This is a genomic window from Microbacterium sp. A20 (genome assembly GCF_004794515.1).
In the GTDB taxonomy this organism is placed as follows: Bacteria; Actinomycetota; Actinomycetes; order Actinomycetales; family Microbacteriaceae; genus Microbacterium.
Map to the genome: position 1 here is coordinate 44736 of NZ_SSDF01000074.1, position 25843 is coordinate 70578.

A 25843-nucleotide genomic window follows, 5' to 3' on the forward strand; every position below is an offset into this window, starting at 1 on the left:
GAGAGGGCGTCCCGACGAGCCGGGGCCCGTCGGGACGCGACCCGATTACGACAGTACCAGCAGGCCGTTCGTCTGCTTGCGGGCGACCTCGAGGCGCTGGGCGACGTTCTCCCAGTTCGCGATGTTCCACGCGGCCTTGACGTAGTCGGCCTTGACGTTGAGGTAGTCGAGGTAGAACGCGTGCTCCCACATGTCGAGCTGGAAGAGCGGGATCGTGCCCTGCGCCGTGTTCGACTGCTGGTCGAACAGCTGCTGGATGATCAGGCGCGAGCCGATCGAGTCCCAGCTGAGCACGGCCCAGCCGGAGCCCTGGATGCCGGTCGCCGCTGCCGTGAAGTGCGCCTGGAACTTCTCGAACGAGCCGAAGTACTCGTCGATAGCCGCCTTCAGCTCGCCCTCGGGCTGGCCTCCGCCGTTCGGCGACAGGTTCGTCCAGAAGATCGAGTGGTTGACGTGACCGCCGAGGTTGAAGGCGAGATCCTTCTCGAGCTTGTTGACGTTCGCGAGGTTGCCGCTCTCACGGGCCTCGGCGAGCTGGTCGAGCGCGGTGTTCGCACCGGCGACGTAGGTTGCGTGGTGCTTGTCATGGTGCAGTTCCATGATCTTGCCGCTGATGTGCGGCTCGAGGGCTGCGAAGTCGTAGGGAAGGTCGGGGAGCGTGTAGGTCGCCATATCGCTTTCATCCAATCCGCGCCGCGCCGCGGCGCTTGCCGATCCTCCGCGCCGCCGATGTGCGGCGTAGAGCGGACATCTTTCATCCTACTGACGACAACGCGGGTGCGCTCCGGAACCTTCCGCCATATGACGAAGACCCGCCGTCCGGTGGCCGGGCTGCGGGTCTTCGTCGAGGATGCGGGTCAGACGTCGAGTCCGACGGGCACCGCGGCTTCGGTTCCCGGGATGCCCTCCTGCTGAGCGCGCTTGTCGGCCATCGCCAGCAGGCGGCGGATGCGTCCGGCGACGGCATCCTTCGTCAGCGGCGGGTCGGCGTGGTGGCCCAGCTCGTCGAGACTGGCGTCCCGGTGTGCGAGACGCAGCTCTCCCGCGACCTTGAGGTGATCCGGCACCTCATCGGCCAGGATCTCGAGTGCGCGCTCCACGCGAGCGCAAGCGGCGACCGCTGCCTGCGCCGATCGACGCAGGTTCGCGTCGTCGAAGTTCACCAGACGGTTGACCCCCGCTCGGACCTCGCGGCGCTGACGGAGCTCTTCCCACGCGATGGCGGTCTTCTGCGCTCCCATCTCGTTGAGGATGGTGCGGATCGCCTCGCCCTCACGCACGACGACGCGCGGCATACCGCGCACCTCGCGCGCCTTGGCGGCCACGCCGAGCCGGTGCGCCGCACCGACGAGCGCCATCGCGGCCTCGGACGACGGGCAGACGACCTCGAGCATCGCCGAGCGGCCCGGCTCGCTCAGGGTGCCGGCAGCGAGGAACGCACCTCGCCACAGACCGGCGACCTCGGCCCGGGAGCCGGTCGTGAGACGGTTCGGCAGCCCGCGCACGGGGCGCCGCCGCTGGTCGAGGAGCCCCGTCTGACGGGCGAGCGTCTCACCCTGGGCGATCACCCGCACAGCCCACCGGGCGCCGTCGTTCGCGGTACTCGACTGCACCTGCGCGATCTCGGGGCGCACGCCGTAGATCTCGGCGAGGTCACGCGCGACTCGGCGCGCGAGCGTCTCGGCATCCACCTCGGCCTCCACGGCCACACGGCCGGCGATCGAATGCAGACCACCGGCGAACCGGAGGATCGCGGTGACTTCCGCAACTCGCACCGTCGGGGGTGCATTGCGGATGCTGACCAGCTCGGCCTTGACGTCGGTGGTTAGTGCCACGACACTCCTTCACGTTCACGCGCCGGGTCGCGGCGCAAACGTCCAGCTTACTCGGCCGAGCGGACCCCTATTCTCGGCCGAGATCGCGGTGACGGACGCTGACCGCGACGCCCGGAATCGCGGAGAGGCGGCGCGCCAACTCCTCCGACATCGCGACCGAACGGTGTTTTCCTCCTGTGCAACCGATCGCGATCGTGGAATGGCTCTTGTTCTCCCGCTGATACCCCTCGAGGACCGGGACGAGGGCGGTCGAGTAGGCATCCAGGAACTCCATCGCCCCCGGGCGCGAGAGAACGTACTCACGGACCGTTTCGTCCTGGCCGGTCAAGCCGCGGAGATCTTCGTTCCAGAACGGGTTGGGAAGAAACCGCATGTCGGCGACGATGTCCACGTCCGTCGGGAGTCCGTACTTGAAACCGAAGCTGAGGAGCGTCACCCGGTGACGTGCCGCGCCCTCCTCGGAGAAGATGTCGGAGACCTGCGTCGCCAGCTGATGGATGTTGAGCGTCGAGGTGTCGATGACCAGGTCGGCAGCCTCGCGGATGGGCGCGAGCCTGGTGCGCTCGATACGGATGCCGTCGAGCAGCGTCCCTTCCCCCTGGAGCGGATGCGGGCGACGCACGGACTCGAAGCGCCGCACGAGCACGTCGTCGGACGCATCGAGGAACAGCACGCGGACGGACCCGCGAGAGCGGAGAGCACGTGCGACGCCGGGGAAGTCGTCGAAGAGGTTGCGTCCACGGACATCTACCACGGCAGCGACCTTCGGGAGGGCATTGCCTCCCATATCGGTCAGCTCCAGCAGCGGCCGGAGGATCTGCGGCGGCAGGTTGTCGACGACGTACCAGCCGAGATCCTCGAGCGCATTCGCCACTGTCGTCCGGCCCGCGCCGGACATTCCTGTGACGATGAGGAATTCGCCCTTTTCCTCGTCAGACATTGCTCAGTGCTCCCTCTCCCCCTCGGCCTCCAGCCTAGCGAGTAGACAGGTGCGAATGAATGTTCTGCGCGAGCACCGGCCCGATTCCCTGCACCTCTTCGATCTGGCCCGGTTCGGCGGCGCGGAGCGCCGTCACCGAGCCGAAGTGCTTGAGCAGCACCTTGATGCGGGAGGCGCCGAGCCCCGGCACTTCGGCGAGTACGGAGGAGATGTCGTTGCGGCGTCGCTTGCGCTGGTGCGTGATCGCGAAGCGGTGGGCCTCGTCTCGAAGACGCTGCAGCAGATAGAGCGCCTCGCTGGTGCGCGGCAGGATCACCGGGAAGTCGTCGCCGGGGAGCCAGACCTCTTCCAACCGCTTCGCGATACCGCACACCGCGATCTCGGTGTGACCGGCGTCGCGGAGCGCGCGGGCCGCCGCTTCCACCTGCGGTTGCCCTCCGTCGACGAGCAGAAGCTGCGGCGGGTACGCGAATCGCGGCTTCCGTCGCGCTGTGACCTCGCCCACGTCTTCCGCCACGACACCGTCGGTCGTCGGATCGATGACCTCCGGTTCCTCGGGACGATCCAGGTAGGCGAGTCGACGACGCAGCACCTGGTACATCGAGTCGGTGTCATCCGTCGTCTCGGCGATGTTGAAGGAGCGGTACTGGTCCTTGCGAGGAAGGCCGTCTTCGAACACCACCATCGATGCCACGACGTTCGTTCCGCCGAGGTGCGAGATGTCGAAGCACTCGATGCGCAGCGGGGCCTCGGACATCCCCAAGGCTTCCTGCAGATCGGTGAGCGCCTGCGTGCGGGCGACATAATCGCTCGTGCGCCGGGTCTTGTACCGGATCAGCGCCTGCTGCGCATTCAACGTCGCCGTGCGCATGAGGTCGGCCCGCTGGCCACGCTGCGCGACCGCGATCTCGACCTTTTTTCCGCGACGTTCGCGCAGCCACACCTCGAGTTCGGCAGCATCGTCGGGCAGGGTCGGGACGAGGATGCGGCGAGGGACGTCCTGCGCCTCGCCGTACGCCTGCTGCAGCACCTGTTCGACGAGATCGCCACTCGAGATGTCGATCTCCTTCTCGATGGTGAGCGCACGCACACCGCGGACCCTGCCACCGCGGATCACGAAGTGCTGCACTGCGGCGGCCAGCTCGTCCTCGGCGATGCCGAAGAGGTCGGCGTCCTCGTCGGACGGAAGCACGAGTGCGCTCTTGCCCAGCACTGCTTCGATCGCCGAGAGCTTGTCACGATACTTCGCCGCCGCCTCGTAGTCCATCGCCGCCGACGCTGCCAGCATCCGTTTGGTGAGTTCCCGGGTGAAACGCTCGTCACCGCCCGCCATGAACGCCACGAAGTCATCGACCATGGCCCGGTGCTCCTCGATGGTCACCGTCATCGAGCACGGGCCACCGCACTTGCCGATCTGCCCGGGGAAACAGGGCCTTCCGGTCTGCATCGCGCGCTTGTAGCTGGAGTCGCTGCAGGTGCGGATCGGGAACGCCTTGATCATCAGATCGATCGTCTCGTGCACCGCCCACACCTTCGGGAACGGGCCGAAGTACCGCGCACCGGGGATCTTGCGATTGCGCGTGACGATCACCCTGGGCGCTTCATCGGCGAGCGTCACCGCCATGAAGGGATATGACTTGTCGTCCTTGTAGCGCACGTTGAACGGCGGATCGAACTCCTTGATCCACATGTACTCCAGCTGCAGCGAGTCGACGTCCGTCGGGACGACCGTCCACTCGACGGACGCCGCCGTCGTGACCATGCGCCGGGTGCGCTCGTGGAGCGTGCGTAGCGGGGCGAAATAGTTCGACAACCGCTGACGCAGGTTCTTCGCCTTGCCGACATAGAGCACCCGGCCGGACGCATCACGGAAGCGGTACACGCCGGGATCGGTCGGGATCTCTCCCGTCCGCGGCTTGTACGGCAGTACGTCGGCCATCAGCTGGCCTTCCGCGCGGAGCGCCCCTCACCCAGGATCTCGCCGAGGAACAGCCCGGTGTGGCTCGCCTCGACGCGTGCGATCTGCTCCGGGGTGCCCGTGGCGACGATCTGGCCACCGCCGGAACCGCCCTCGGGGCCGAGATCGATCACCCAGTCGGCCGACTTGATCACATCGAGGTTGTGCTCGATGACGATCACGGTGTTGCCCTTGTCGACCAGACCGTTCAGAACCTCGAGGAGCTTCCGCACGTCTTCGAAGTGCAGACCCGTCGTCGGCTCGTCGAGCACGTAGATGCTGCGTCCGTTGCTGCGGCGCTGGAGCTCGGTGGCGAGCTTGACGCGCTGCGCCTCTCCGCCCGAGAGCGTCGTGGCCGACTGTCCGAGTCGGACGTAGCCCAGCCCGACGTCGACGAGCGTCTTCATGTAGCGGTGGATCGCCTGGATCGGCTCGAAGAACTCCGCGGCCTCCTCGATCGGCATCTCGAGCACCTCGGCGATGTTCTTGCCCTTGTAGTGCACGGCGAGGGTGTCGCGGTTGTAGCGCTTGCCGTGGCAGACCTCGCAGTCGACGTACACATCGGGCAGGAAGTTCATCTCGATCTTGATCGTGCCGTCGCCGGAGCACGCCTCGCAGCGGCCACCCTTGACGTTGAAGCTGAAGCGACCGGGCTGATAGCCGCGGACCTTCGCCTCCGGTGTCTCGCTGAAGAGTGTGCGGATGCGATCGAACACTCCCGTGTACGTGGCGGGGTTCGACCGCGGGGTGCGGCCGATCGGCGCCTGGTCGACGTGCACGACCTTGTCGAGGTTGTCGAGTCCGGTGACGCGCGTGTGCTTGCCGGGGACCGTGCGAGCGCCGTTCAGCCGCGACGCGAGCACCTGGTACAGGATGTCGTTCACGAGCGAGGACTTGCCGGAGCCGCTGACCCCGGTGACGGCGGTGAGCACGCCCAGGGGGAAGTCGGCCGTGACATTGCGGAGGTTGTTGGCCCGAGCCCCGACCACGCTCAGCATCCGCTTCTTGTCGATCTTGCGGCGCTTGGTCGGCATGGGGATCTCGCGGCGACCGGAGAGGTACTCCCCCGTCATCGAGTCGCTGTCGTCGAGCAGAGCCGAATACGGCCCCGAATGCACGACCTCGCCGCCGTTGACGCCGGCGCCCGGGCCGATGTCGACCACCCAGTCGGCCGCTTCGATGGTCTCTTCGTCGTGCTCGACGACGATCAGCGTGTTGCCGAGGTCGCGCAGCGTGAGCAGCGTCTCGATGAGGCGTCGGTTGTCGCGCTGGTGGAGTCCGATCGACGGCTCGTCGAGCACGTAGAGGACGCCGGTCAGACCGGAGCCGATCTGCGTGGCCAGGCGGATGCGCTGAGCCTCTCCACCGGAAAGGGAACCCGCGGAGCGGCTGAGGTTGAGGTAGGAGAGCCCGACCTGCAGCAGGAAGTCGAGCCGCAGACGGATCTCGCGCAGCACCTGGGCGGCGATCTTGGCTTCACGATCGGTGAGGGTGAGCGTCTCCATGAACGCGCGGGCGTCGGCGAGGCTGAGGTGCGAGACCTCGGCGATGGAGTGGCCGTGCACCTGCACGGCCAGCACCTCGGGCTTGAGGCGATTGCCGTCGCAGACCGGGCACGGCACCTCGCGGAGGTACTCGCCCCACCGGCTGCGCTGGTTGTCGGACTCGGCCTGCAGGTACTGCCGCTCGATGTAGGGGACCACGCCCTCGAACCCCGACGCGTAGCGCATCTCGCGCCCGTAGCGGTTCTTCCACTTGACGGTCACCTTGTAGTTCTCGCCGCGCAGGATCGCGTTCTGCACCTCGGAGTGCAGCTTGCGCCACGGGGTGTCCAGCGAGAAGTCCAGATCGCGGGAGAGTCCCTCGAGCAGACGCTCGTAGTACTGGAAGAGCCCCTTGCCCTGGGTGGTCCAGGGGATGATGACGCCCTCGCGGATCGAGAGGTCTTCGTCGCCCAGCATCAGGTCGACGTCGACCGACATGCGGGTGCCGAGCCCGGAGCACGCCGGGCATGCACCGAACGGCGCGTTGAACGAGAACGTGCGCGGTTCGATCTCGGTGAGCGTGAGCGCATGCCCGTTCGGGCAGGCCAGCTTCTCGGAGAACGTCTGCCATGCGTCGTCGCCCTCGCCGTCGACGTAGTTGATCTGCACCACTCCGCCGGCGAGCCCGAGCGCCGTCTCGACCGAATCGGTCACGCGGCCCAGGATGTCATCAGACGCCACGAGCCGGTCGACGACCACCGCGATGTCGTGCTTGTAGCTCTTCTTGAGCGTCGGCGGCTCGGCGAGTTGAATGAGCTCGCCGTCGACGATGGCACGCGAATAGCCCTTCGCGCCGAGTTCGCGGAACAGGTCGACGAACTCGCCCTTCTTCTGGGAGACGATGGGCGCGACCACCTGGTAGCGCGTGCGCTCCGGAAGCTCCATGAGCTGATCGGCGATCTGCTGCACGGTCTGACGCTGGATGCGCTCACCGCACTCGGGACAGTGCGGGATGCCGATGCGCGCCCAGAGCAGACGCATGTAGTCGTAGATCTCGGTGATGGTGCCGACGGTCGACCGCGGGTTGCGGTTGGTCGACTTCTGGTCGATGGAGACGGCCGGGCTGAGCCCCTCGATGAAGTCGACGTCGGGCCGGTCGACCTGACCGAGGAACTGGCGCGCGTACGCGCTCAGCGATTCGACGTAGCGACGCTGCCCTTCGGCGAAGATCGTGTCGAACGCGAGACTCGACTTGCCCGACCCGGACAGGCCGGTGAACACGACCAGTGAGTCGCGCGGGATGTCGATGTCGACATTCTTGAGATTGTGGACGCGGGCACCGCGGACACTGAGTTTTCCTGGGGAAGCAACGGGGACGATGGGCACCGAACAAGTCTACGAGGGACCACGGACATCGGCTCCGACTCCCGGTTCTGCTCCCTCCGGGTCCGTTCGCGTCGGTTCGGCATCCGCCCGTCTCGCAGCCCACAGTGCGAGCAGCACTCCTGCGACGAGCACGGCAGCGGCGATCGGAGCGAACCACGCTGTACCGTCGTCGACACCGCGCGGAGCGAGCAGCCACATCGCGAACACCAATGGCTGCGACAGGAGCTGCACGACGACGAAGCGCTGAAGGGTCGGTCGGAGCACCCGCAGCGCGAGGCGCGATCTCATCGGCACGACCAGGCTGAGCGAGGCGAGGACGTGCACGGCGTGCACGAGCAGGAGCGCGAGAGCCGTCCGGCCGGGAGACGGCTCCGTGAGGATCACCCCGAACGGGAGGCAGGCCGCAGCGGCCCACGCCGCGAGCGTGCGAGGGATCACGGCGGAGACCACGGCCGCGACCACCGCGATCCCCTGCCAGAGAGGGAACGGGATCAGCGTCACCGCACCGACCCACACGACGCCGACGACGAGCAGCCGGATCGTCATCCCCGGTACGGCACCCGGTACCCGGATTCGGCGGACCGCGGCACTCATCGGCGCACGGCCCTCATCCGCTGCTGGCGAAGCGCCGCCAGTCGCATCTCGGCGTCGACGTCGGGCGCCGCCCACGGCACCACCTCGATGCCCGTATGGCGCAGCTCGGTCAGGATGTCGGTCCGTTCCGCGAGGACTGTGCGCAACGCGATGCGCTGCTCCCGCGTGAGCCGCGACTCGTCCGGCGTCGGAAGCACGTCCACCGCGACGACCGCGTGGCCTGCAGAGCGCCATCGCGTGGCCAGCTGAGCGGCCACCCCGTCGAAGAAGGTCGAGAGCACGAACACGATGGACCCCGAGGGGACGACGGGCGAACGGCGATATGCCGAGCCGTCGGTACTCGGCCCGGTCGCGGCGATGACATCGCGCAGCCGGGCGAGGTGTCGTGCTCCTCCCCCGGAAGGAATGCTCCGGCCCCCGCTCGACAGCGCGTGGTAGGCGACCCTGTCCCCCTCACCGAGGGCCGAGGCGGCGATCGACAGCGCCGCTTCGCGGGCGAGATCCAACGAGGTCGCACCGGACCGGTCGGGGTCGTCGGCACCCCAGCCCGCCACGACCGAGCCGAGATCCTCTGCGGTGTCGATGGCGATGACGACCGACGAGTCGCTCAGAGTGTTGTTGCGGCGCACGAGGAGCTCACCGGGCCGCCGGGCGGCCCGGGCGGTGGCACGCCAGTCGACGCGGCGCAGTTCGTCGCCAGGCGCGAACGGATGGATGTCGCGGAAGTCGCCGCCCTGTCCCGGGCGCGCCCCCTCGTGTGCGCCGTGAAGACCTGAGAGCCGCGGTGCGACCGGCAACCGACCGAGACGACGAACCCGGGGCGGCGTCTTCCACCGGATCCCCACGCGCGGAGCCTCATCGGTGATCCATGCGCCGTCCTGCGCCACGCACCGAGCGGTCATGCTCAGCAGGTCCAGCGGACCAGAGTGCTGCAGGCGCGTCCTCGCGGTGAGCACCGAGGGACCCGCCACGACGTCGGCGAGTCGCTGCGGTCCACTGTCCTGTTCGACCGCGAGCTGTACCCAGTCAGCGTCGACCTGGACCTCGACCTCGGCGCGAGCCTCCGATCGCTCCCCGTCCTCACCGCGCTGCGCACGCACTTCCACCCGCAGCTCGGCCGTGGCGGGCCGGCGTATCAGCATCCACGCCGTCGTCAGCGCGAGTGGAAGTCCGATGCCGACCACATCCGGCCGCGAGAACGCGAGACCGACGGCGACGAGCAGCGCGGCTCCGGCCAGGCCGATCGCGACGACGGGTGTCCGCCGCCACGGGAGCGTCGCGTGCTCGGTGACGCGGATCGGATCGGTCATCGCACCGCGGAGACTGTCGGCGGCACCGAGGTCTTGGCGACGACCGACGCGACCACCGAACGGGGATCCACGCCCTGTGCCCAGGCCTGCGGAGTGAGAGTCAGGCGATGCGCCAGCACGGGCTCCGCGATGCGTTTGATGTCGTCCGGTCGCACATACGCCCGCCCCTCCAGCGCCGCGAGAGCGCGTCCGAGCAGCACCAGCGACTGCGAACCGCGGGGAGAGGCGCCGACCGACACATTCGTCGCCTCGCGCGTGCCGCGGACCAGCTCGACGCAGTAGCCGGCGACGTCCTCGTCGACGTGGATCCGCTCCACCGCTCGTTGGATCGCCAGCAGGCCTTCGGCATCGACGACAGGCTCGACGGATACGTCCGGCGACTGCCGTCGCACGCGGTCCAGGATGATGCGGGTTTCGTCGGCACCCGCGGGGTAGCCGATCGAGAGCCGCACCATGAAGCGGTCGAGCTGAGCCTCGGGAAGCGCGTAGGTTCCCTCGTACTCGATCGGATTCGACGTGGCGATGACGTGGAACGGCCGGGGCAGCGGGAATCTGTTCCCCTCGACGGTGACCTGATGCTCGGCCATCGCCTCGAGCATCGCCGACTGCGTCTTGGGGGTGGTGCGGTTGATCTCGTCCGCCAGCAGCAGCCCGGTGAAGATGGGCCCGGGGCGGAACTGGAACTCGCCCGTCGCCGGAGCATAGACGTACGACCCGGTGACATCTCCGGGAAGCATGTCCGGCGTGCACTGCAATCGGCGGAAGTCCAGGCCCAGCGCGGAGGCCAGGCTCCGTGCGGCGAGTGTCTTGCCGAGCCCCGGGACATCTTCGAACAGCACGTGGCCTCCGGCGAAGATCGCGGCCAGGGCGATCGTCAGGGGCTCGTCCATTCCGACGACGGCGGTGCCGACGCTCTCCCGCACGCGGCGGCCGAGAGCGGCGATCCGTGTGATCTCATCCGTGTTCATCGGTTCTCCTCTGTTCCGGCCTCACGGCGGTCTTCGGCTCTGTGTTCGCGGCGGAGTCGTCCGCGATGCGCTCGACCGCATCGAGGACCTGTTCGAGATCGGCGGCGTGAACCTCGCGCTTGTGCAGCGCGTCACGCACGCCCCGCCCGAGAAGCGCGTCGATCATCGCGTAGTGGGAGGGATCGTCGAGGTCGAGACCCCGGAGCGCCAGTCGGCGCCGCAGCACGTTCTGCACTCGACGAACGACCACATGCCCGGCGAGGCCCGTGCGCGAGTTGATCGACCAGGCGAGACGCGACACCTCGGAGCCGCGCTCGGCGCGTCGTCGTCGCTCCGGAGGCCAGCCGGAACCCTCGTCGAAGAAGACCTGGCGACCGACGAGCGCGATCGTCAGCACGAGCAGCAGCCAGGAGACGGCGAACATCACCGGCGCGCCGAGCACGACGAGCAGCACGAGGACCACGCCCGCGACCACTGCCCCGCCCCCGACGAGGATGAGCCGCCCCGTCATCGCCACCCTGCCTGGATGCCGCGCAGACAGGACGCTGCCGTGGCACGGTCGTGTTCGCCCGCGACGAGACCGCCGAAACGGACCCGCTCATACAGTCCGAGCAGCATGATGACGTCGGCGGAGATGCCCTCTCGCCTTCCGATGATCCGGACGGTGAACTCGGACGGCGTCTCGTTGGGCGCGCGACCGGCACCGGCATCAGCCGCCGATTCTTCCAGGCCGACCCAGGCCGCGACGATGCTGTCTCCCGGTTCCGGGTCGAGGTCGATCACCCGCAGCGCTTGATCGATCCCTCGTCGGATGGTCGCCGTGTCGGGCTCGGCCTCCACCTCGGTGGCGCCCATGGCCGATGCGTCGATATCGGCGCCCTCGCGCTGTGCGAACGGTCGATCCCGCCAGAGACCGCGCAGGTGGCGGATCAGGATCCTCGCGCCGAAGAACAGCAGCGTCAGGACCGCGATCGCGACGAGGGTCGCCATGATCGCGCCGATGACGTCACGCAGCGGAGAATCCTCGGGCTCCTGCGTGGGCACGGGCGGCGTCGCAACGGGTGCGGGTTCGCTGGTCACCCCGTCCACCGGCTCCGCCTCGCTGCCCGGCAGCGGGCGGAACTGCGGAAGGCCCTGTTGCGCAGCGATGAACATCAGGACGACGAAGAGACCCGCGACCGTCACCAGAGGCAGTAGAACCCGGGCCACGCGAGAGTCGCCGACGCGCCGGTCCCCGGAAACCGGGGCTTCGTGGCGCGACATGACTCCACCATAGGACGCAGATCCCGGGGAGTCGCTCCCTGGCGCGCTCAGCGGCCGGGATCTTCGGGCTCAGCCGAGGTCCGGGCGCCGCCCGGCGAACGGACCGAGGCCGTCGCGGAGCGCAGCGATCTCGTCGATGCCCATGCCGACCGCCGCCATGACCTGATGGGGAACGTCGACGGCACGCTCGCGCAGTGCCGCGCCTGCCGCTGTCAGCGTGATCTCCAGTCGCCGCTCGTCCTCACTGCTCCGCTGCCGGGCGACGAGTCCTTCTGCTTCGAGCCGCTTCACCAGGGGCGACGCGGTCGCAGGTTCCATGGCGAGATCCAGGGCGAGATCGTTCAGCGTCCGCGGCGCCTTCTCCCACAGTGCGAGCATCACGAGGTACTGCGGGTGCGTGAGGCCCAGGGGCTCGAGGATGGGGCGGTAGAGGGCGACGACGTTTCGTGCCGCGGTCACCAGGGCGAAGCACAGCTGGTTCTCCAGCTTGAGCAGGTCGTCTGTAGCCGTCACACGGAAAACTATACATCTGCACTAATCGTTAGTACACTAAGCAACATGGCACAGGACCCCGACCGCCCGCCCCTTCGCACCCGCATCCGCGAGGCCGGTGGCCTCTACTCCTGGGTGAACACGAACCTCATCCGGTTCGCCGGCCCCGCCTCCGTCGGCCCGTACGAGAAGACTCCTCCGCCGAGCCCGGCAGAGCGCGCCGAACGCGCGTGTCCGCTGTGCGGTGCTCCGATGACCCAGCACGAGATCGACCGATCGGGACCGAAGCCTCTGATGCACTGCCCCTAGGCCAGTCTGAGCCGAGAGCGCCGGGCGTCGAACCGGCGGCCACCCGCGCGACGCCCCGCGGCCCCGCCTACGCGTGCCCCGCGCGTTCCATCGCCCGGAGCTCCTTCTTCAAGTCCTGCACCTCGTCGCGCAGACGTCCGGCCAGCTCGAACTTGAGCTCCGCCGCCGCCGCGAGCATCTGGTCGGACAGATCCTGGATCGTTGCTTCGAGTTGCTGCGCGCCCTCGGCCGCGATGCCGGTGCGGCGCAGGTTGGGCGTCGGGGACTTGCCCTTCCCCGACGCGCGGCCGCGCCCCGACATCATCTCCGCCGTGTCTGCACCTTCGCGGGCGAGCACCTCGGTGATGTCGGCGATGCGCTTGCGGAGAGGCTGCGGGTCGATGCCGTGCTCCTTGTTGTACGCGACCTGCTTCTCGCGACGACGGTCCGTCTCCTCGATCGCCTTCGCCATCGAGTCCGTCATCTTGTCGGCGTACATGTGCACCTCGCCCGAGACGTTTCGAGCGGCACGACCGATGGTCTGGATGAGCGACGTCCCCGATCGCAGGAAGCCCTCTTTGTCGGCGTCCAGGATCGCCACAAGGGAGACCTCGGGAAGATCGAGGCCTTCACGCAGCAGGTTGATGCCGACCAGCACGTCGTACACGCCGGCACGCAGCTCGCTGAGGAGTTCGACACGACGGAGCGTGTCGACGTCGGAATGCAGGTACCGCACTCGCACGCCGTGCTCGCCGAGGAAGTCGGTCAGCTCCTCTGCCATCTTCTTCGTGAGGGTCGTGACGAGAACGCGCTCGTCACGCTCGACGCGCACGCGGATCTCCTCGAGCAGGTCGTCGATCTGACCCTTCGACGGTTTGACCACGATGTGCGGGTCGACGAGGCCGGTCGGGCGGATGATCTGCTCGACGATTCCGTCGGCGATGCCCATCTCGTACTTACCGGGCGTGGCCGACAGGTAGACGGTCTGCCCGATCCTGTTCTTGAACTCGTCCCATCGGAGCGGACGGTTGTCCATCGCGCTCGGAAGCCGGAAGCCGTGGTCGACGAGGGTGCGCTTGCGGGATGCGTCTCCCTCGTACATCGCACCGATCTGCGGCACCGTGACGTGCGACTCGTCGATCACCAGGAGGAAGTCGTCGGGGAAGAAGTCGAGGAGCGTGTGCGGCGGCTCCCCCGGCATGCGCCCGTCCATGTGACGCGAGTAGTTCTCGATTCCCGAGCAGAAGCCCAGCTGCTGCAGCATCTCGAGGTCGAAGGTGGTGCGCATGCGCAGACGCTGCGCCTCGAGGAGCTTGCCCTGCCGCTCGAACTCGGCCAGACGCTCCTCCAGCTCGTGCTCGATCGTGCCGATGGATCGCTGGATCACGTCGGTGCCGGCCACGTAGTGGGACGCCGGGAAGATGGGGACGGCGTCGAGCTTCTCGATGACCTCGCCCGTGAGCGGGTGGAGTGAGTAGAGGGCCTCGATCTCGTCGCCGAACAGCTCGATGCGGATGGCGTGCTCTTCGTAGACGGGGATGATCTCGATCGTGTCGCCGCGCACCCGGAAGTTGCCGCGCGAGAAGTCGACGTCGTTGCGGTTGTACTGCATCGCGATGAACTGGCGGATCAGCGCGTCGCGGTCGTACCGCTCGCCCACCTGCAGAGCCACCATGGCGCGCAGGTACTCTTCGGGGGCACCGAGTCCGTAGATGCACGACACCGTAGAGACCACGATCACGTCGCGACGACTGAGCAGCGAGTTGGTCGTCGAATGCCGCAGCCGCTCGACCTCGGAGTTGATCGACGAGTCCTTCTCGATGAAGGTGTCGGTCTGCGGGACGTAGGCCTCGGGCTGGTAGTAGTCGTAATACGAGACGAAGTACTCGACGGCGTTGTTCGGCATGAGCTCGCGGAACTCGTTGGCCAGTTGGGCTGCGAGCGTCTTGTTGTGCGCCAGCACGAGGGTCGGCCGCTGTACCTGTTCGACGAGCCAGGCCGTCGTCGCCGACTTACCGGTACCCGTCGCGCCGAGCAGCACGACGTCGGTCTCGCCCGCGTTGATGCGCGCCGCCAGGTCGGCGATCGCCTGCGGCTGGTCGCCGGCAGGCTCGTACTCGCTGATGACCTCGAAGGGGCGGACACTGCGCGTGGGTTGCATACCTCCAGCGTATGCCGCCCCTCCGACATCGAGGCCGTCAGGCGACGATGGTGGCCGTCTTCGCCGACGGCTCCGACGACCAGGTGGTCGTGCCGCCACCCAAGAGTCCCATCGTGGCCGTCGAGGTGAGCGTCCCGGCGGCGGAGCCGATCACGTTGAACGTCAGCGAATCGCCGAAGCTCGCCGGCGTCTTCGTGAAGGTGAACGTCCGTGCGGAGGAACCGCCCGCAGGGACCGGAGTCCATGACCCGACGGACGGACCGGAGTCGAGCGTCACGGGTGAGCTGAACTCGACGACGACCACGAGCGACGCGCCGGCCGGAGGATTCACCCAGTCGGGCTGGGACCGATAGCTGATCTGCGTGCTGAAGGTCGCCCTGAGCTCGCCGGCCGCCGGCACGAGCGACGTGTAGCCGCCCTGGGCTTCGGCGTCCCAGTAGTAGTTCGCCAGATCGTTGCTGGTGTTGCTCCCGCTCGCTGCCGCCAGCGGTAATGCCACCGCTGCGGCGATGACCGGCACCGACCAGGCTGCGCCCGCCACGAGGGTCCGACGCGAGATTCCGCGGTTGTCGTGAGTCACTTCTCCACTCCCCAGAGCGCGCGGAAAAGCTATCCCCCAGCAGACCATCCCCTGGTGCGTCCCCACGCCCACAACCAGAATACCAGCGACGCCCGGCCCCCTGAGCGGGAAGCCGGCCACCGCTCCACCCGCATCGCGAAGCGCGCCCGGAGACGGTCAGCCGCGCCGGATCCGGTCCCAGAGCGCGTCGACCTGCTCGTGCGTGTGCCCCAGGGTGCCTGCCGTGTCGATCACGACGTCCGCGATGGCGAGTCGCGTCTCGTCGGAGACCTGCGCATCGATCCGCTCCCGCGCAGCTTGCTCTTCCATGCCGCGCAGCTCGATCAGTCGTCGGAGCCGTTCCGACGCGGGAGCGTGCGCGACGACGATCAGGTCCCACGGATCATCGACCCGCGCCTCGACGAGCAGGGGGACGTCGTACACGACCACGGCATCCTCATCCGCCGCGAACGCCGCGTCGAATCGGCGCTGCGACTCCTCTCGCACGGCCGGGTGCACGATCGCGTTCAACTGCTGGAGGAGCTCGGGGGTTCCGAAGACCTTCGCGCCCAGGGCCGCTCGATCGAGCACCCCCTCACCGTCGATCACCGACGACCCGAACGTCTCCGCTATCCGCTCCAGCACCGGCGAGCCCGGTGCCTGCACGTCGCGGACGATCTGATCGGCGTCGACGATCACCGCTCCGTGCTCCGCCAGTCGCCGGGCGATGGTCGATTTCCCCGACGCGATGCCGCCGGTGAGCGCGATGAGTGGCATCTCGCCAGTCTATGTTTCGATGCGGCCAGCGGTCAGCGGGCGAGCAGCTGGCGCCGCGAACTGATCACGCCGGTGTCGAACCCCGCGAGGTGCAGACCGCCGTGGAACCGCGCGTGCTCGATCTTGATGCAGCGATCCATCACGACCGACAGTCCGGCCGCCTCGGCGATCGCCGCCGCATCCTCGTTCCACGAGCCCAGCTGCAGCCACAGTGTCTGCGCGCCCGCGTCGATCGCCTCCTGCGCGACGCCGGGCAGGTCGTCGTGCCGGCGGAACACGTCCACGATGTCGGGGACCACAGGGAGGTCGCTCAGCGACGCATAGACCGGCTGCCCGAGGATCTCGGTCTCGCGCGGGTTGACGAGGTAGACGTCGTACGACGTGCTGGAAAGCAGATAGGTCGCCACGAAGTACGACGCCCGTGCCGGATTGTTCGACGCTCCCACGATCGCGATCGACGTGGCCTTCCGGAGCAGCCCGAAGCGCTCCTGCTGGCTCGGCCCCGCCCAGGTCCGCTCGGGGTGAGCCGCGGGCACGCCAGGCAGTGCGCACGCGACGGCATCCGCCACCGCCGGAACGGCGCAGGAATCCGCGGAGGTCGTCTGCGTCTCGCTCATCGGTTCGCTCCCGTCGCCGTCGTGAGTGCCTGGTCGAGGTCCCAGATGATGTCCTCGGCGTCTTCGAGACCAACCGAGATGCGGATCAGGTCGGGTCGCACACCGGCGGCGACGAGCTGCGCCTCGGTGAGTTGGCGGTGCGTCGTCGAGGCCGGGTGGATCACGAGCGTGCGCGCATCGCCGATGTTCGCGAGGTGCGAGGCGAGCTGCAGGTTCTCGATCAGCGCCTCCCCCGCGGCCCGACCGTCGTCCGCCGCGACGCCGAACGCGAAGACCGAGCCGGGGCCGAGCGGGAGGTACTTGGCCGCGCGCTCATGATGCGGATGCCCTTCGAGACCCGCCCACGTCACGTAGGCGACCCGCGGGTCGGAGGCGAGCCAGTCGGCGACGATGCGCGCGTTCGCGAGGTGCGCGTCGATGCGCTGCGGCAGCGTCTCGATTCCCTGCAGCAGGTTGAAGGCCGACTGCGGGCTGAGCGCCGGACCAATGTCGCGCAGCTGCTCCGAGCGCAGCTTGGTGAGGAACCCGTACTCGCCGAAGTTGTCCCACCATTTGATGCCGCCGTAGGAGTCGACGGGTTCGGTCATCTGCGGGAACTTGCCGTTGCCCCAGTCGAACGTGCCCTTCTCGATGACGACGCCGCCGAGGGTCGTCCCGTGTCCGCCCAGGAACTTCGTCACGGAGTGGATCACGATGTCGGCACCGTGTTCGAGCGGCCGCGCCAGGTACGGCGTGGCGAGCGTCGCATCCACCACGAGAGGCACCCCGGCCTCGTGGGCGACGGCGGCCAGCCCTTCGATGTCGGCGATCTCCCCCGAAGGGTTGCCGATCATCTCGACGTAGACGACCTTGGTCTCCGGACGGATGGCCGCCGCGTAGTCCGCCGGGTCGGTCGAGGCGACGAAGGTCGTCTCGACGCCGAACCGCCGCAGCGTCACATCGAGTTGCGTCACCGTCCCGCCGTAGAGCTGTGCCGCTGCGACGACGTGGTCACCCGCACCGACGAGAGCCGCGAACGTGATGAACTCCGCACTCATCCCCGAGGCGGTCGCAACAGCGCCGATGCCGCCTTCGAGCGATGCCAGGCGCTCCTCCAGCGCGGCGACCGTGGGGTTGCCGATCCGTGAATAGATGTTGCCGTACTTCTGCAGGGCGAACAGGTTGCCGGCATCCGCCGCGTCCTCGAACACGAACGACGTCGTCTGGTAGATCGGCACCGCCCGTGCACCGGTCGCGGCGTCGGGCGTGCCTCCGGCGTGCAGGGCTCTGGTGCGGAATCCGAAGCGGTGTTCTTCCGTCATGCTGTCCTCAGTTCGGCGGCGGTGAGCACGTCGGCGATGTCGGCGACGGCCCAGGGGTTCTGCAGCGACGTGGTGTCGCCGAGGGGCTCGGCGTCGCGGCCGGCTCTGCGATCCTGCTCGGCCTCCCACAACTGTGCCAGGAGTCTGCGCATGATCTTGCCCGAGCGGGTCTTCGGCAGATCGGGCACGATGACGATGTGCTTCGGCTTGGCGACGGGACCGATGGCCTGCGCGACCTGCGCGCGCAGGTCGGCGGGCGTGATCTCGGCTCGGCCGGACGGGGTCACGAAGGCGACGACGGCCTGTCCGGTGACCGGATCGGACACGCCGGCAGACCCCGCCTCCCCCACGGTGTCGTGTGCGACTAGTGCAGATTCGATCTCGATGGTGGAGAGTCGGTGTCCCGAGACGTTCACGACGTCGTCGAGTCGGCCGAGGATCCAGATGTACCCGTCGGCATCCCTGGTCGCTCCGTCGCCGGCCACGTAGAAGCCGCCGTACTCACCCCGACCCGCGAATGTCGACCAGTAGGCGTCGCGATAGCGGGCGGGGTCACCCCAGACCGTCCTGGCCATTCCGGGCCAGGGCCGGCGGACCACGAGGGTTCCCGAGCGGCCGGGCGCGACCTCGTCGCCCCGCTCGTCCACCACGGCCACATCTATACCGGGGAGCGGGACAGAGGCCGACCCCGGCTTGAGAGCAGTGACGCCCGGCAGCGGGGCGATCATCGCCGCGCCGGTCTCCGACTGCCACCAGGTGTCGATGACGGGCAGCTCGTCGCGGCCGAAGTTGTGCCGGAACCACACCCAGGCCTCCGGGTTGATCGCCTCGCCGACGGTGCCGAGCAGCCGCAGCGTGGAGAGGTCGTGTCCCGCGGGCAGGTCCGCCCCGAACCAGGTCATGAACGTGCGGATCAGCGTGGGCGCCGTGTAGTAGACGGTTACCCCGTAGCGTTCGATGATCTCGAGGTGGCGCTCCCGATGCGGGGCGTCGGGCGTGCCTTCGTAGATGACCTGCGTGAGCCCGTTCGAGAGCGGACCGTAGATCTCGTAGGTGTGTGCCGTGACCCACGCGAGGTCTGCGGTGCACCAGTGCACGTCGTCGGGCTTCGCGTCGAAGTGGGCCCAGTGTGCCCAGCTCGCCTGCGTCAGATACCCGCCGGACGTGTGCACCAGCCCCTTCGGCTTTCCGGTGGTGCCGGACGTGTAGATGATGAAGAGCGGATGCTCGGCGTCGAAGGACTCCGCCTCGTGCATGGGCGACGCCGTGTCGACGACGTCATGCCACCAGACGTCGCGACCGTCCGTCCACGGGACGTCCTGTCCGGTGCGGCGCAGCACGAGCACGTGCTCGAGGTCGGGGAGATCCGCCGCGGCCGCATCGGCAGTCGACTTCACCTCGGTGGCGGTTCCGCGGCGATACTGACCGTCGCTGGTGACGAGCAGCTTCGCGCCGGTGTCGGCGAGACGGAACCGCACGGCCTCGGCGGAGAAGCCGCCGAACACGAGCGAGTGCACCGCGCCGACGCGCGCACAGGCGAGAGTGATCACGATCGTCTCGACCAGCACAGGGAGGTAGATGACGACGCGGTCGCCGGGACGGACGCCGAGGGCGACGAGCGCGTTGGCGGCCTGCGACACGCGGTGCTGCAGCTCGGCGTAGGTGACCGAGCGGCGGTCGCCCGGCTCACCCTCGAAGTGCAGCGCGACCTTGTCGCCGCGTCCGGCGAGCACATGGCGATCCACGCAGTTGACGGCCACGTTGAGCCTGCCGCCGAGGAACCAGCGGGCGGCCGGAACGGCGTCCCCGACCGGCGGATCCCACTCGTGGGCGGTGTGCCACGGCTCGGACCAATCCAGTCGGCGCGCGGCCTCTTCCCAGAACGCGACGGGGTCGGCAGCGGCCCGCGCGTACGCCTCGGCGGTCACGTTCGCGTCCGTGAATCCGGCAGCCGGGTAGACGCGCGATTCCTGCAGTCGTGCCTCGGTCACGCTCACACCCACCGGCGCAGCAGGTACTTCTCGACCAGCACGAGGACCGCGTTGGTGAGCGTTCCCAGCACGGCGAGCAGCACGATGGAGAGCAGGATGCGGTCGACGCGTCCACTGCTCTGAGACTCGGTCAGCAGGAAGCCCAGCCCCATGGACGCCGCGATGAGCTCGGCTGCGACGAGGAACAGCCAGGCCTGTGCGAGCGCCAGCCGGAGTCCGGACACGACGGAGGGCACCACCGCCGGCAGCTGCACGATGCGGAACAGCGACCAACCCCGCAGGCTGAACGAACGCCCCGCCTCAACGAGCTGCGGGTCGACGTGCCGGAGCGCCGACGAGACCGTCGTGTAGACGGGGAAGAACGCGCCGATCGCGATCAGCGTGACCTTCGACTCCTCGCCGATCTGCATCCAGAGGATGAGGAGCGGTACCCAGGCGAGCGACGGCACTGCGCGCAACGCGGTGAGCGTCGGGCTGAGGAGAACATCCCCCAGGCGAGAGAGTCCGACGACGCCGGCGACCGCGAGCCCGATGACGGATCCGATCGCGAAGCCGAGCAGCACGCGCTGCACGGAGATCGCGATATGCGTCCAGAGCTGTCCGGTCTCGGCCAGCTCCACGCCCGCCTGGAACACCGACGCCGGTGTGGGCAGGCGGTACGGCGGCACCATCCCGCTGGTCGTCACGATCTGCCAGGCCACCAGGATGATCACGGGCAGCAGGAGCCCGGCGATGATCCGCACGCCCGGCCGGTCCCAGGAGCGCCGAGCCCCGACATCGGGACGCCGGTAGCGGCCCTTCGCGAAGTCGAGCGCGTCCCGGGATTCCTCGGGAACGATCAGTCGGTCGGGAATCGTCACTCGCCGTCGACCGCCTTCTTCGCGAACGTGTCGTTCACGATCGACGACAGCGCCTTGTCGACGGAGTCCTTGCCGCCCTGCACGTCACCGGATTCGACGAGCACGGGTGCGATCTTCTCGAGCACCGCGATCTGGTCGTCACCGGGGATCCCGCTCACGTCGAGGTTCGAGCGCTCCTCGATCACGGTGGTGGCGACGCCGGCGTCGATGCCGGCGACCTCGGCGAGCAGCGCGGCGGTCTCCTCGGGGTTCTCGAGCGCCCACTCGCGGGCCTGCTCGTACGCGTCGACGACGGCCTGCGCCAGGTCGGGGTGGTTGGTGATGAAGTCCTCGGTCGCGTTCAGGAAGCCGTAGGTGTTGAAGTCGACGTTGCGGTAGATGAGCTTGTCGCCCGACTCCACCTCGGCCGCGGCCATGATGGGGTCGAGTCCCGACCATGCGTCCACCGAGCCACCGTCGAGCGCAGCCCGGCCGTCGGCGTGCTGCAGGTTCTGCACCTCCACGTCGGAGAGCGACAGGCCGCCCTCTTCGAGCGCCTGCAGCAGGAAGAAGTAGGGGTCCGTGCCCTTGGTCGCCGCGATCGATGCGCCCTTGAGGTCCTCGACCGACGTGATGTCGCTGCCCGGGCCGACGACGATGGCTGCCCACTCGGGCTGCGAGAAGATGTCGATCACCTGGATCGGCGAGCCGTTCGCGCGGGCGAGCAGCGCTGCCGATCCTGCCGTCGAGCCGACGTCGACCGATCCGGAGCGCAGCAGTTCGTTGGCCTTGTTCGAGCCGGCGGACTGCACCCACTCGACCTCGACGCCATCACCGAGGATCTCCTCGAGGATGCCCTGGTCCTTGATCACCAGGCTCAGCGGGTTGTAGGTGGCGAAGTCGATCGACAGGGTGTCGGATGACCAATCGGTCGTACCGGAGGTGGGCTTCGTGTCGGCCGCCCCGGCGTTCTCTCCCGCCACGCAGCCGGTCGCGACGAGCATCATCGTCCCGGCGATCGCGATCGCGGGGATGATTCGGCGGGTGGTGGTGCTCATCGGGACTCCTCGGTGATGCGGTGGTGGGTGTCGACGCCGAGGCCTTCGAGAAGGTCGGCGCGCAGGTCGGCGAGGCCGCGGTCTGCGCGGTCGCGGGGGCGGACGCCCGGCACGGAGATGGTGCGGGCGACGGACGGTTCGCCGTCGGTTCCCGTGTCATCCAGGGTCTGCAGGAGCAGCACGCGGTCGGCGAGGTAGAGCGCCTCTTCGACATCGTGGGTGACCAGCAGGATCGTGGTGGGCTCCGCAGAATGGATCTTCAGCAGCAGGTCGTGCATGCGCAGGCGCGTCAGCGCATCGAGCGCGCCGAACGGTTCGTCGAGCAGCAGCACGCCGGGGTTTCGCGCGAGAGCCCTGGCAAGGGAGGCGCGCTGGGCCATACCGCCGGAGACCTCGCGCGGGCGCTGGTCGGCCGCGTGCTCGAGTCCCACGAGATGCAGCAGTTCGTGCACTCGCTCGCGGCCGACACGGCGGGCAGTGCCTCGCGGCAGCCCCAGCTCGACGTTCTGGGCGATGGTGCGCCATGGGAGCAGTCGCGGCTCCTGGAAGGCGATGGCTGTCCGCTCGTCCACGTCGGCGACGCCGATGTCGTCGAGGAGGATGCGTCCGCGCGTCGGAGCATCGAGTCCGCCGACGAGCCGGAGGAGGGTGGACTTCCCGCACCCGGAAGGGCCGACGACCGCGAGGATCTCCCCTGCGGCGATCTCGAGGTCGATGCCGCGGAGCACATCCCGACGCCCGCGCGGCAACGCGAAGGAACGCTCGATCCCGTCGAGTCGGACGGCCTGCGCTGTGCCTGCCGGCGACGAAGCGCCGGCGGTGCGCGACGCAGGCAGAAGAGCAGTCATATCCCCATGGTGGCGGGGCGGGTCGTTTGTTACGAATGCCGTCGTAATGTTCCGTCACGCAGCGGAAGCAGCACCCAGGAAACGCGAAACGGGCCGCCACTCCCGCCCGAAGGCGAGGTGGCGACCCGTTTCAGAGTGCTGCTTAAGCGTTGCCGCCCGAGAGCTTCTCGCGCAGAGCCGCGAGAGCCTCGTCGTCCGCGAGGGTGCCGGCGCCGGCAACCTCGCTGGTGAAGGACTGGCCGCCGCCGAAGTCTTCGCCGGCTGCTGCCTCGGCCTCGGCCGCCTTGACGACCTGAGCCTTGTGCGCCTCCCAGCGAGCCTGGGCCGCAGCGTACTCCTGCTCCCATGCCTCGCGCTGGGCGTCGAAGCCTTCCTTCCACGCACCGGTCTCGGCGTCGAAGCCCTCCGGGTACTTGTACTCGCCGTTCTCGTCGTACTCGGCGAGCATGCCGTACAGGGCCGGGTCGAACTCGGTGCCGTTGGGGTCGACCGACTCGTTGGCCTGCTTCAGCGACAGCGAGATGCGACGACGCTCGAGGTCGATGTCGATGACCTTGACGAAGACCTCTTCGCCGACCGACACGACCTGCTCGGCCAGCTCGACGTGCTTGCTGGAGAGCTCGGAGATGTGGACGAGGCCCTCGATGCCGTCTGCGACGCGGACGAACGCACCGAACGGAACGAGCTTGGTGACCTTACCCGGCGTGACCTGACCGATCGCGTGGGTGCGGGCGAAGACCTGCCACGGGTCCTCCTGCGTCGCCTTCAGCGACAGGGAGACACGCTCGCGGTCGAGGTCGACCTCGAGGATCTCGACGGTGACCTCCTGGCCAACCTCGACGACCTCGGAGGCGTGCTCGATGTGCTTCCAGGACAGCTCGGAGACGTGCACGAGGCCGTCCACGCCGCCCAGGTCGACGAACGCACCGAAGTTGACGATCGACGACACGACACCCTTGCGGACCTGACCCTTGTGCAGGTTGTTCAGGAACGTGGTGCGCGACTCCGACTGCGTCTGCTCGAGCAGCGCACGGCGGCTGAGGACGACGTTGTTGCGGTTCTTGTCGAGCTCGAGGATCTTGGCCTCGATCTCCTGGCCGAGGTACGGCGTGAGGTCGCGGACGCGACGCAGCTCGATGAGCGACGCCGGCAGGAAGCCACGGAGGCCGATGTCGACGATGAGTCCACCCTTGACGACCTCGATGACCGTACCGGTGACGACGCCGTCGTTCTCCTTGATCTTCTCGACGTCTCCCCAGGCACGCTCGTACTGTGCGCGCTTCTTGGAGAGGATCAGACGGCCTTCCTTGTCCTCCTTCTGGAGAACGAGGGCCTCGACCAGGTCGCCGACAGCGACGACCTCGTTGGGGTCGACGTCGTGCTTGATCGAGAGCTCACGCGAGGGGATGACACCCTCGGTCTTGTAGCCGACATCGAGGAGGACCTCATCGCGGTCGATCTTGACGATCGTGCCTTCGATGATGTCGCCGTCGTTGAAGAACTTCAGGGTCTTCTCGACCGCGGCCAGGAAGTCCTCAGCAGATCCGATGTCGTTGATGGCGACCTGCTTGGTGGCCGGGGCGGTCGTTGCGGTAGTCATGTAGTGGGTTGTCCTTGTTGAATGGAGACTCGGGCTGAGACTCAACGGCCGCGCACGGCCGACTGCATGCTTCTCAGCGGTTGGATTTTGGTTTTCGCGCCACGAGGGCATGCGCGTGCACGCCACGAGTGACGGTTAAGGCTATCAGAACTTCGGATGCGGCAGGAAGTCGGATTCAGGCCTGCCGGAGCTGTGGATAACTCGAACGGGCATCCCGTCCCCCGAGTTAGCGTGACCGGGTGATCTCCCCGATACCTTCGCCCCGCTCGTTCGCGCGCACTGCAGCCCTGACGAGCGCTCTCCTCCTGCTCGTCGGCTGCACGCCGGACCCCTCTCCGTCTCCCACGCCGACGCCCGCCTTCGCCTCGGAAGAAGACGCCTTCGCCGCCGCCGAGGCGACTTATCGGGCGTACAACGACTCAAGCAATGCTCGGCGAGCTGGTGGCGCAGATGCCAGTCCTGCCGACTATCTGATCGGAGACGCCCTCGAGGCGGACCAAGAAGCTACCGATTATCTACGGGAGGCAGGCCTCAGACTGACCGGGGAGGTTCAGATAGTCAGTTTTCAGGGAGTGGAGGCGGCGGTCGATGGCGACCGCCTCTCTGTAACCGCGGTCGTATGCCTTGACTCATCTGCTACACGAGTGGTGGACGCCGATGGAAACGACGCCACGCCACCTAGTCGCAACACGGTAGTCGCGCTCACCGCCCACATGATCGCCGTGGATGAGACGTTCCGCATCGAGCAGGAGCGCGAAGAAGGGACAGAGCAATGCTGAAGACAGTCGCCTCGCTCGGCACGGCATTGGTGGTCTTATTGTCGGCGGCGCCTGAATTGAGCTTTGCCCCGCTAAGTGCATCGTGCGCGAGAGAGCTGCAACTCGCTGGTCTGTGCAGCTCCCAAACCAGCGGCGACCGACTGGAGATCTTCGGAACCGAGACCCGCACTGCCCCCAACAGCGGTAATCCCAACTCTTCCGGACGTCGTGGCCCGACCGACAAACCCAAGCCCTGCACGACCGACCCCGTCCGCCAGGCGTCCTGCAACATCACCGCTGAGCGGGTGACGAACGACGAAGGTCGCCCCCTCACCATCACCGACGTGGCGCAGTTCGCCCCTGCTCCCGCCACCACCGTCGGGGAGCCGGGCAATGTCGGCATCGCGGGCATGCCCGCGAACTTCGTGGCGGCGGCATCCGTGCACACCCGCGCAGGGACGCTGTTCGCCAGACCGACCAGCGTGCGGTTCACCCCGGTCCGATTCAGCTTCACGTACGGCGACGGCGGGACGACGACGACGAACACCGGCGGGCGGTCCTGGGCTGCGCTCGGTCAGGCGCAGTTCACGCCGACCCCGACGAGCCATTCGTATCGCGAGCGCGGCACCTACTCGGCGCACGTCACCGTCCACTACACCGCCGAGGTCGACATCGGCGGTGGATGGTTCCCGATCGACGGCGAACTGTCCATCGACGGCCCCGCGCGGCAGATCCGTGTCTACGAGGCGGAGACCGCTCTCGTCGCGCGCACCTGCGCCGAGCAACCCGGCGCGCCCGGTTGCTGACCGCGGACCGA

General features: G+C 68.1%; 24 protein-coding genes. 3 read left to right on the forward strand and 21 right to left on the reverse strand.

Features of this window, described 5'->3' with window-relative positions; genetic code table 11:
- Nucleotides 1-45 precede the first annotated feature (45 nt).
- From DW298_RS09170 to DW298_RS09220, 11 genes are all read right to left on the reverse strand, one after another.
- Nucleotides 46-672 carry a superoxide dismutase gene (locus DW298_RS09170; protein ID WP_029261619.1) on the reverse strand — a complete coding sequence of 209 codons (627 nt, stop codon included), beginning with the start codon at nucleotides 670-672 and terminating at the stop codon, nucleotides 46-48.
- 185 nt (nucleotides 673-857) lie between these two features.
- On the reverse strand, nucleotides 858-1835 hold the full coding sequence (gene whiA, locus DW298_RS09175) for a DNA-binding protein WhiA (RefSeq protein WP_017202788.1): 978 nt from the start codon (nucleotides 1833-1835) through the stop codon (nucleotides 858-860).
- Nucleotides 1836-1902: 67 nt separating this feature from the next.
- On the reverse strand, nucleotides 1903-2775 hold the full coding sequence (rapZ, locus tag DW298_RS09180) for an RNase adapter RapZ (RefSeq protein WP_136042133.1): 873 nt from the start codon (nucleotides 2773-2775) through the stop codon (nucleotides 1903-1905).
- Between the two features lie 34 nt (nucleotides 2776-2809).
- Nucleotides 2810-4714: an excinuclease ABC subunit UvrC gene (gene uvrC, locus DW298_RS09185; protein ID WP_136042134.1), complete on the reverse strand. Its 1905-nt coding sequence runs from the start codon at nucleotides 4712-4714 to the stop codon at nucleotides 2810-2812.
- Nucleotides 4714-7602, reverse strand: a complete 2889-nt coding sequence (gene uvrA, locus DW298_RS09190; protein ID WP_136042135.1) for an excinuclease ABC subunit UvrA — start codon at nucleotides 7600-7602, stop codon at nucleotides 4714-4716. Before uvrA ends, uvrC begins: the two co-directional genes overlap by 1 nt.
- Before the next feature lie 9 nt (nucleotides 7603-7611).
- Complete coding sequence (locus DW298_RS09195) at nucleotides 7612-8148, reverse strand: hypothetical protein (RefSeq protein WP_136042136.1); 537 nt, start codon at nucleotides 8146-8148, stop codon at nucleotides 7612-7614.
- Between the two features lie 44 nt (nucleotides 8149-8192).
- Complete coding sequence (locus tag DW298_RS09200; protein ID WP_136042137.1) at nucleotides 8193-9506, reverse strand: DUF58 domain-containing protein; 1314 nt, start codon at nucleotides 9504-9506, stop codon at nucleotides 8193-8195.
- Complete coding sequence (locus tag DW298_RS09205) at nucleotides 9503-10474, reverse strand: MoxR family ATPase (protein ID WP_136042138.1); 972 nt, start codon at nucleotides 10472-10474, stop codon at nucleotides 9503-9505. Before DW298_RS09205 ends, DW298_RS09200 begins: the two co-directional genes overlap by 4 nt.
- Nucleotides 10461-10985: a hypothetical protein gene (locus tag DW298_RS09210; protein WP_205820319.1), complete on the reverse strand. Its 525-nt coding sequence runs from the start codon at nucleotides 10983-10985 to the stop codon at nucleotides 10461-10463. The genes DW298_RS09205 and DW298_RS09210 overlap by 14 nt, the downstream gene beginning before the upstream one ends.
- A complete protein-coding gene (locus tag DW298_RS09215; protein WP_136042139.1) occupies nucleotides 10982-11737 on the reverse strand; it encodes a DUF4129 domain-containing protein in 756 nt (251 codons plus the stop codon). The genes DW298_RS09210 and DW298_RS09215 overlap by 4 nt, the downstream gene beginning before the upstream one ends.
- Before the next feature lie 69 nt (nucleotides 11738-11806).
- Nucleotides 11807-12250, reverse strand: a complete 444-nt coding sequence (locus tag DW298_RS09220) for a MarR family transcriptional regulator (RefSeq protein WP_136042140.1) — start codon at nucleotides 12248-12250, stop codon at nucleotides 11807-11809.
- Between the two features lie 45 nt (nucleotides 12251-12295).
- Between DW298_RS09220 and DW298_RS09225 the strand changes: the two genes are divergently transcribed.
- Nucleotides 12296-12538: a hypothetical protein gene (locus DW298_RS09225; protein ID WP_136042141.1), complete on the forward strand. Its 243-nt coding sequence runs from the start codon at nucleotides 12296-12298 to the stop codon at nucleotides 12536-12538.
- Between the two features lie 67 nt (nucleotides 12539-12605).
- Here the strand turns inward: DW298_RS09225 and uvrB are convergent, their stop codons facing one another.
- From uvrB to rpsA, 10 genes are all read right to left on the reverse strand, one after another.
- Nucleotides 12606-14678 carry an excinuclease ABC subunit UvrB gene (gene uvrB / locus DW298_RS09230; protein ID WP_136042142.1) on the reverse strand — a complete coding sequence of 691 codons (2073 nt, stop codon included), beginning with the start codon at nucleotides 14676-14678 and terminating at the stop codon, nucleotides 12606-12608.
- Between the two features lie 37 nt (nucleotides 14679-14715).
- Entirely contained in the window at nucleotides 14716-15258 is a 543-nt protein-coding gene (locus DW298_RS09235; RefSeq protein ID WP_136042143.1) for a hypothetical protein, read from the reverse strand.
- Nucleotides 15259-15414: 156 nt separating this feature from the next.
- Nucleotides 15415-16014 (reverse strand): dephospho-CoA kinase, encoded by a 600-nt coding sequence (gene coaE / locus DW298_RS09240; protein ID WP_136042144.1) that lies wholly within the window; start codon nucleotides 16012-16014, stop codon nucleotides 15415-15417.
- A 32-nt stretch (nucleotides 16015-16046) separates the two neighbouring features.
- Entirely contained in the window at nucleotides 16047-16631 is a 585-nt protein-coding gene (locus tag DW298_RS09245; protein WP_168429616.1) for a CoA-binding protein, read from the reverse strand.
- Nucleotides 16628-17932: an O-acetylhomoserine aminocarboxypropyltransferase/cysteine synthase family protein gene (locus tag DW298_RS09250; protein ID WP_136042145.1), complete on the reverse strand. Its 1305-nt coding sequence runs from the start codon at nucleotides 17930-17932 to the stop codon at nucleotides 16628-16630. The genes DW298_RS09245 and DW298_RS09250 overlap by 4 nt, the downstream gene beginning before the upstream one ends.
- Nucleotides 17929-19923 carry an acetate--CoA ligase gene (gene acs / locus DW298_RS09255; protein WP_240745083.1) on the reverse strand — a complete coding sequence of 665 codons (1995 nt, stop codon included), beginning with the start codon at nucleotides 19921-19923 and terminating at the stop codon, nucleotides 17929-17931. The genes DW298_RS09250 and acs overlap by 4 nt, the downstream gene beginning before the upstream one ends.
- Before the next feature lie 2 nt (nucleotides 19924-19925).
- The gene (locus tag DW298_RS09260; protein WP_240745084.1) at nucleotides 19926-20783 is read right to left on the reverse strand and encodes an ABC transporter permease; all 858 of its coding nucleotides are present in this window, start codon (nucleotides 20781-20783) and stop codon (nucleotides 19926-19928) included.
- Complete coding sequence (locus DW298_RS09265; RefSeq protein WP_136042147.1) at nucleotides 20780-21820, reverse strand: aliphatic sulfonate ABC transporter substrate-binding protein; 1041 nt, start codon at nucleotides 21818-21820, stop codon at nucleotides 20780-20782. The genes DW298_RS09260 and DW298_RS09265 overlap by 4 nt, the downstream gene beginning before the upstream one ends.
- A complete protein-coding gene (locus tag DW298_RS09270) occupies nucleotides 21817-22668 on the reverse strand; it encodes an ABC transporter ATP-binding protein (RefSeq protein ID WP_136042148.1) in 852 nt (283 codons plus the stop codon). The genes DW298_RS09265 and DW298_RS09270 overlap by 4 nt, the downstream gene beginning before the upstream one ends.
- Nucleotides 22669-22810: 142 nt before the next feature.
- Nucleotides 22811-24268, reverse strand: coding sequence for a 30S ribosomal protein S1 (rpsA, locus tag DW298_RS09275; protein WP_105710170.1), 1458 nt, complete (start codon nucleotides 24266-24268; stop codon nucleotides 22811-22813).
- Between the two features lie 239 nt (nucleotides 24269-24507).
- Here rpsA and DW298_RS09280 point away from each other — a divergent pair, with 239 nt between their 5' ends.
- Nucleotides 24508-25047, forward strand: a complete 540-nt coding sequence (locus DW298_RS09280; protein WP_136042149.1) for a hypothetical protein — start codon at nucleotides 24508-24510, stop codon at nucleotides 25045-25047.
- A gap of 284 nt (nucleotides 25048-25331) precedes the next feature.
- Nucleotides 25332-25832, forward strand: a complete 501-nt coding sequence (locus DW298_RS09285; RefSeq protein ID WP_136042150.1) for a hypothetical protein — start codon at nucleotides 25332-25334, stop codon at nucleotides 25830-25832.
- Nucleotides 25833-25843 lie beyond the last annotated feature (11 nt).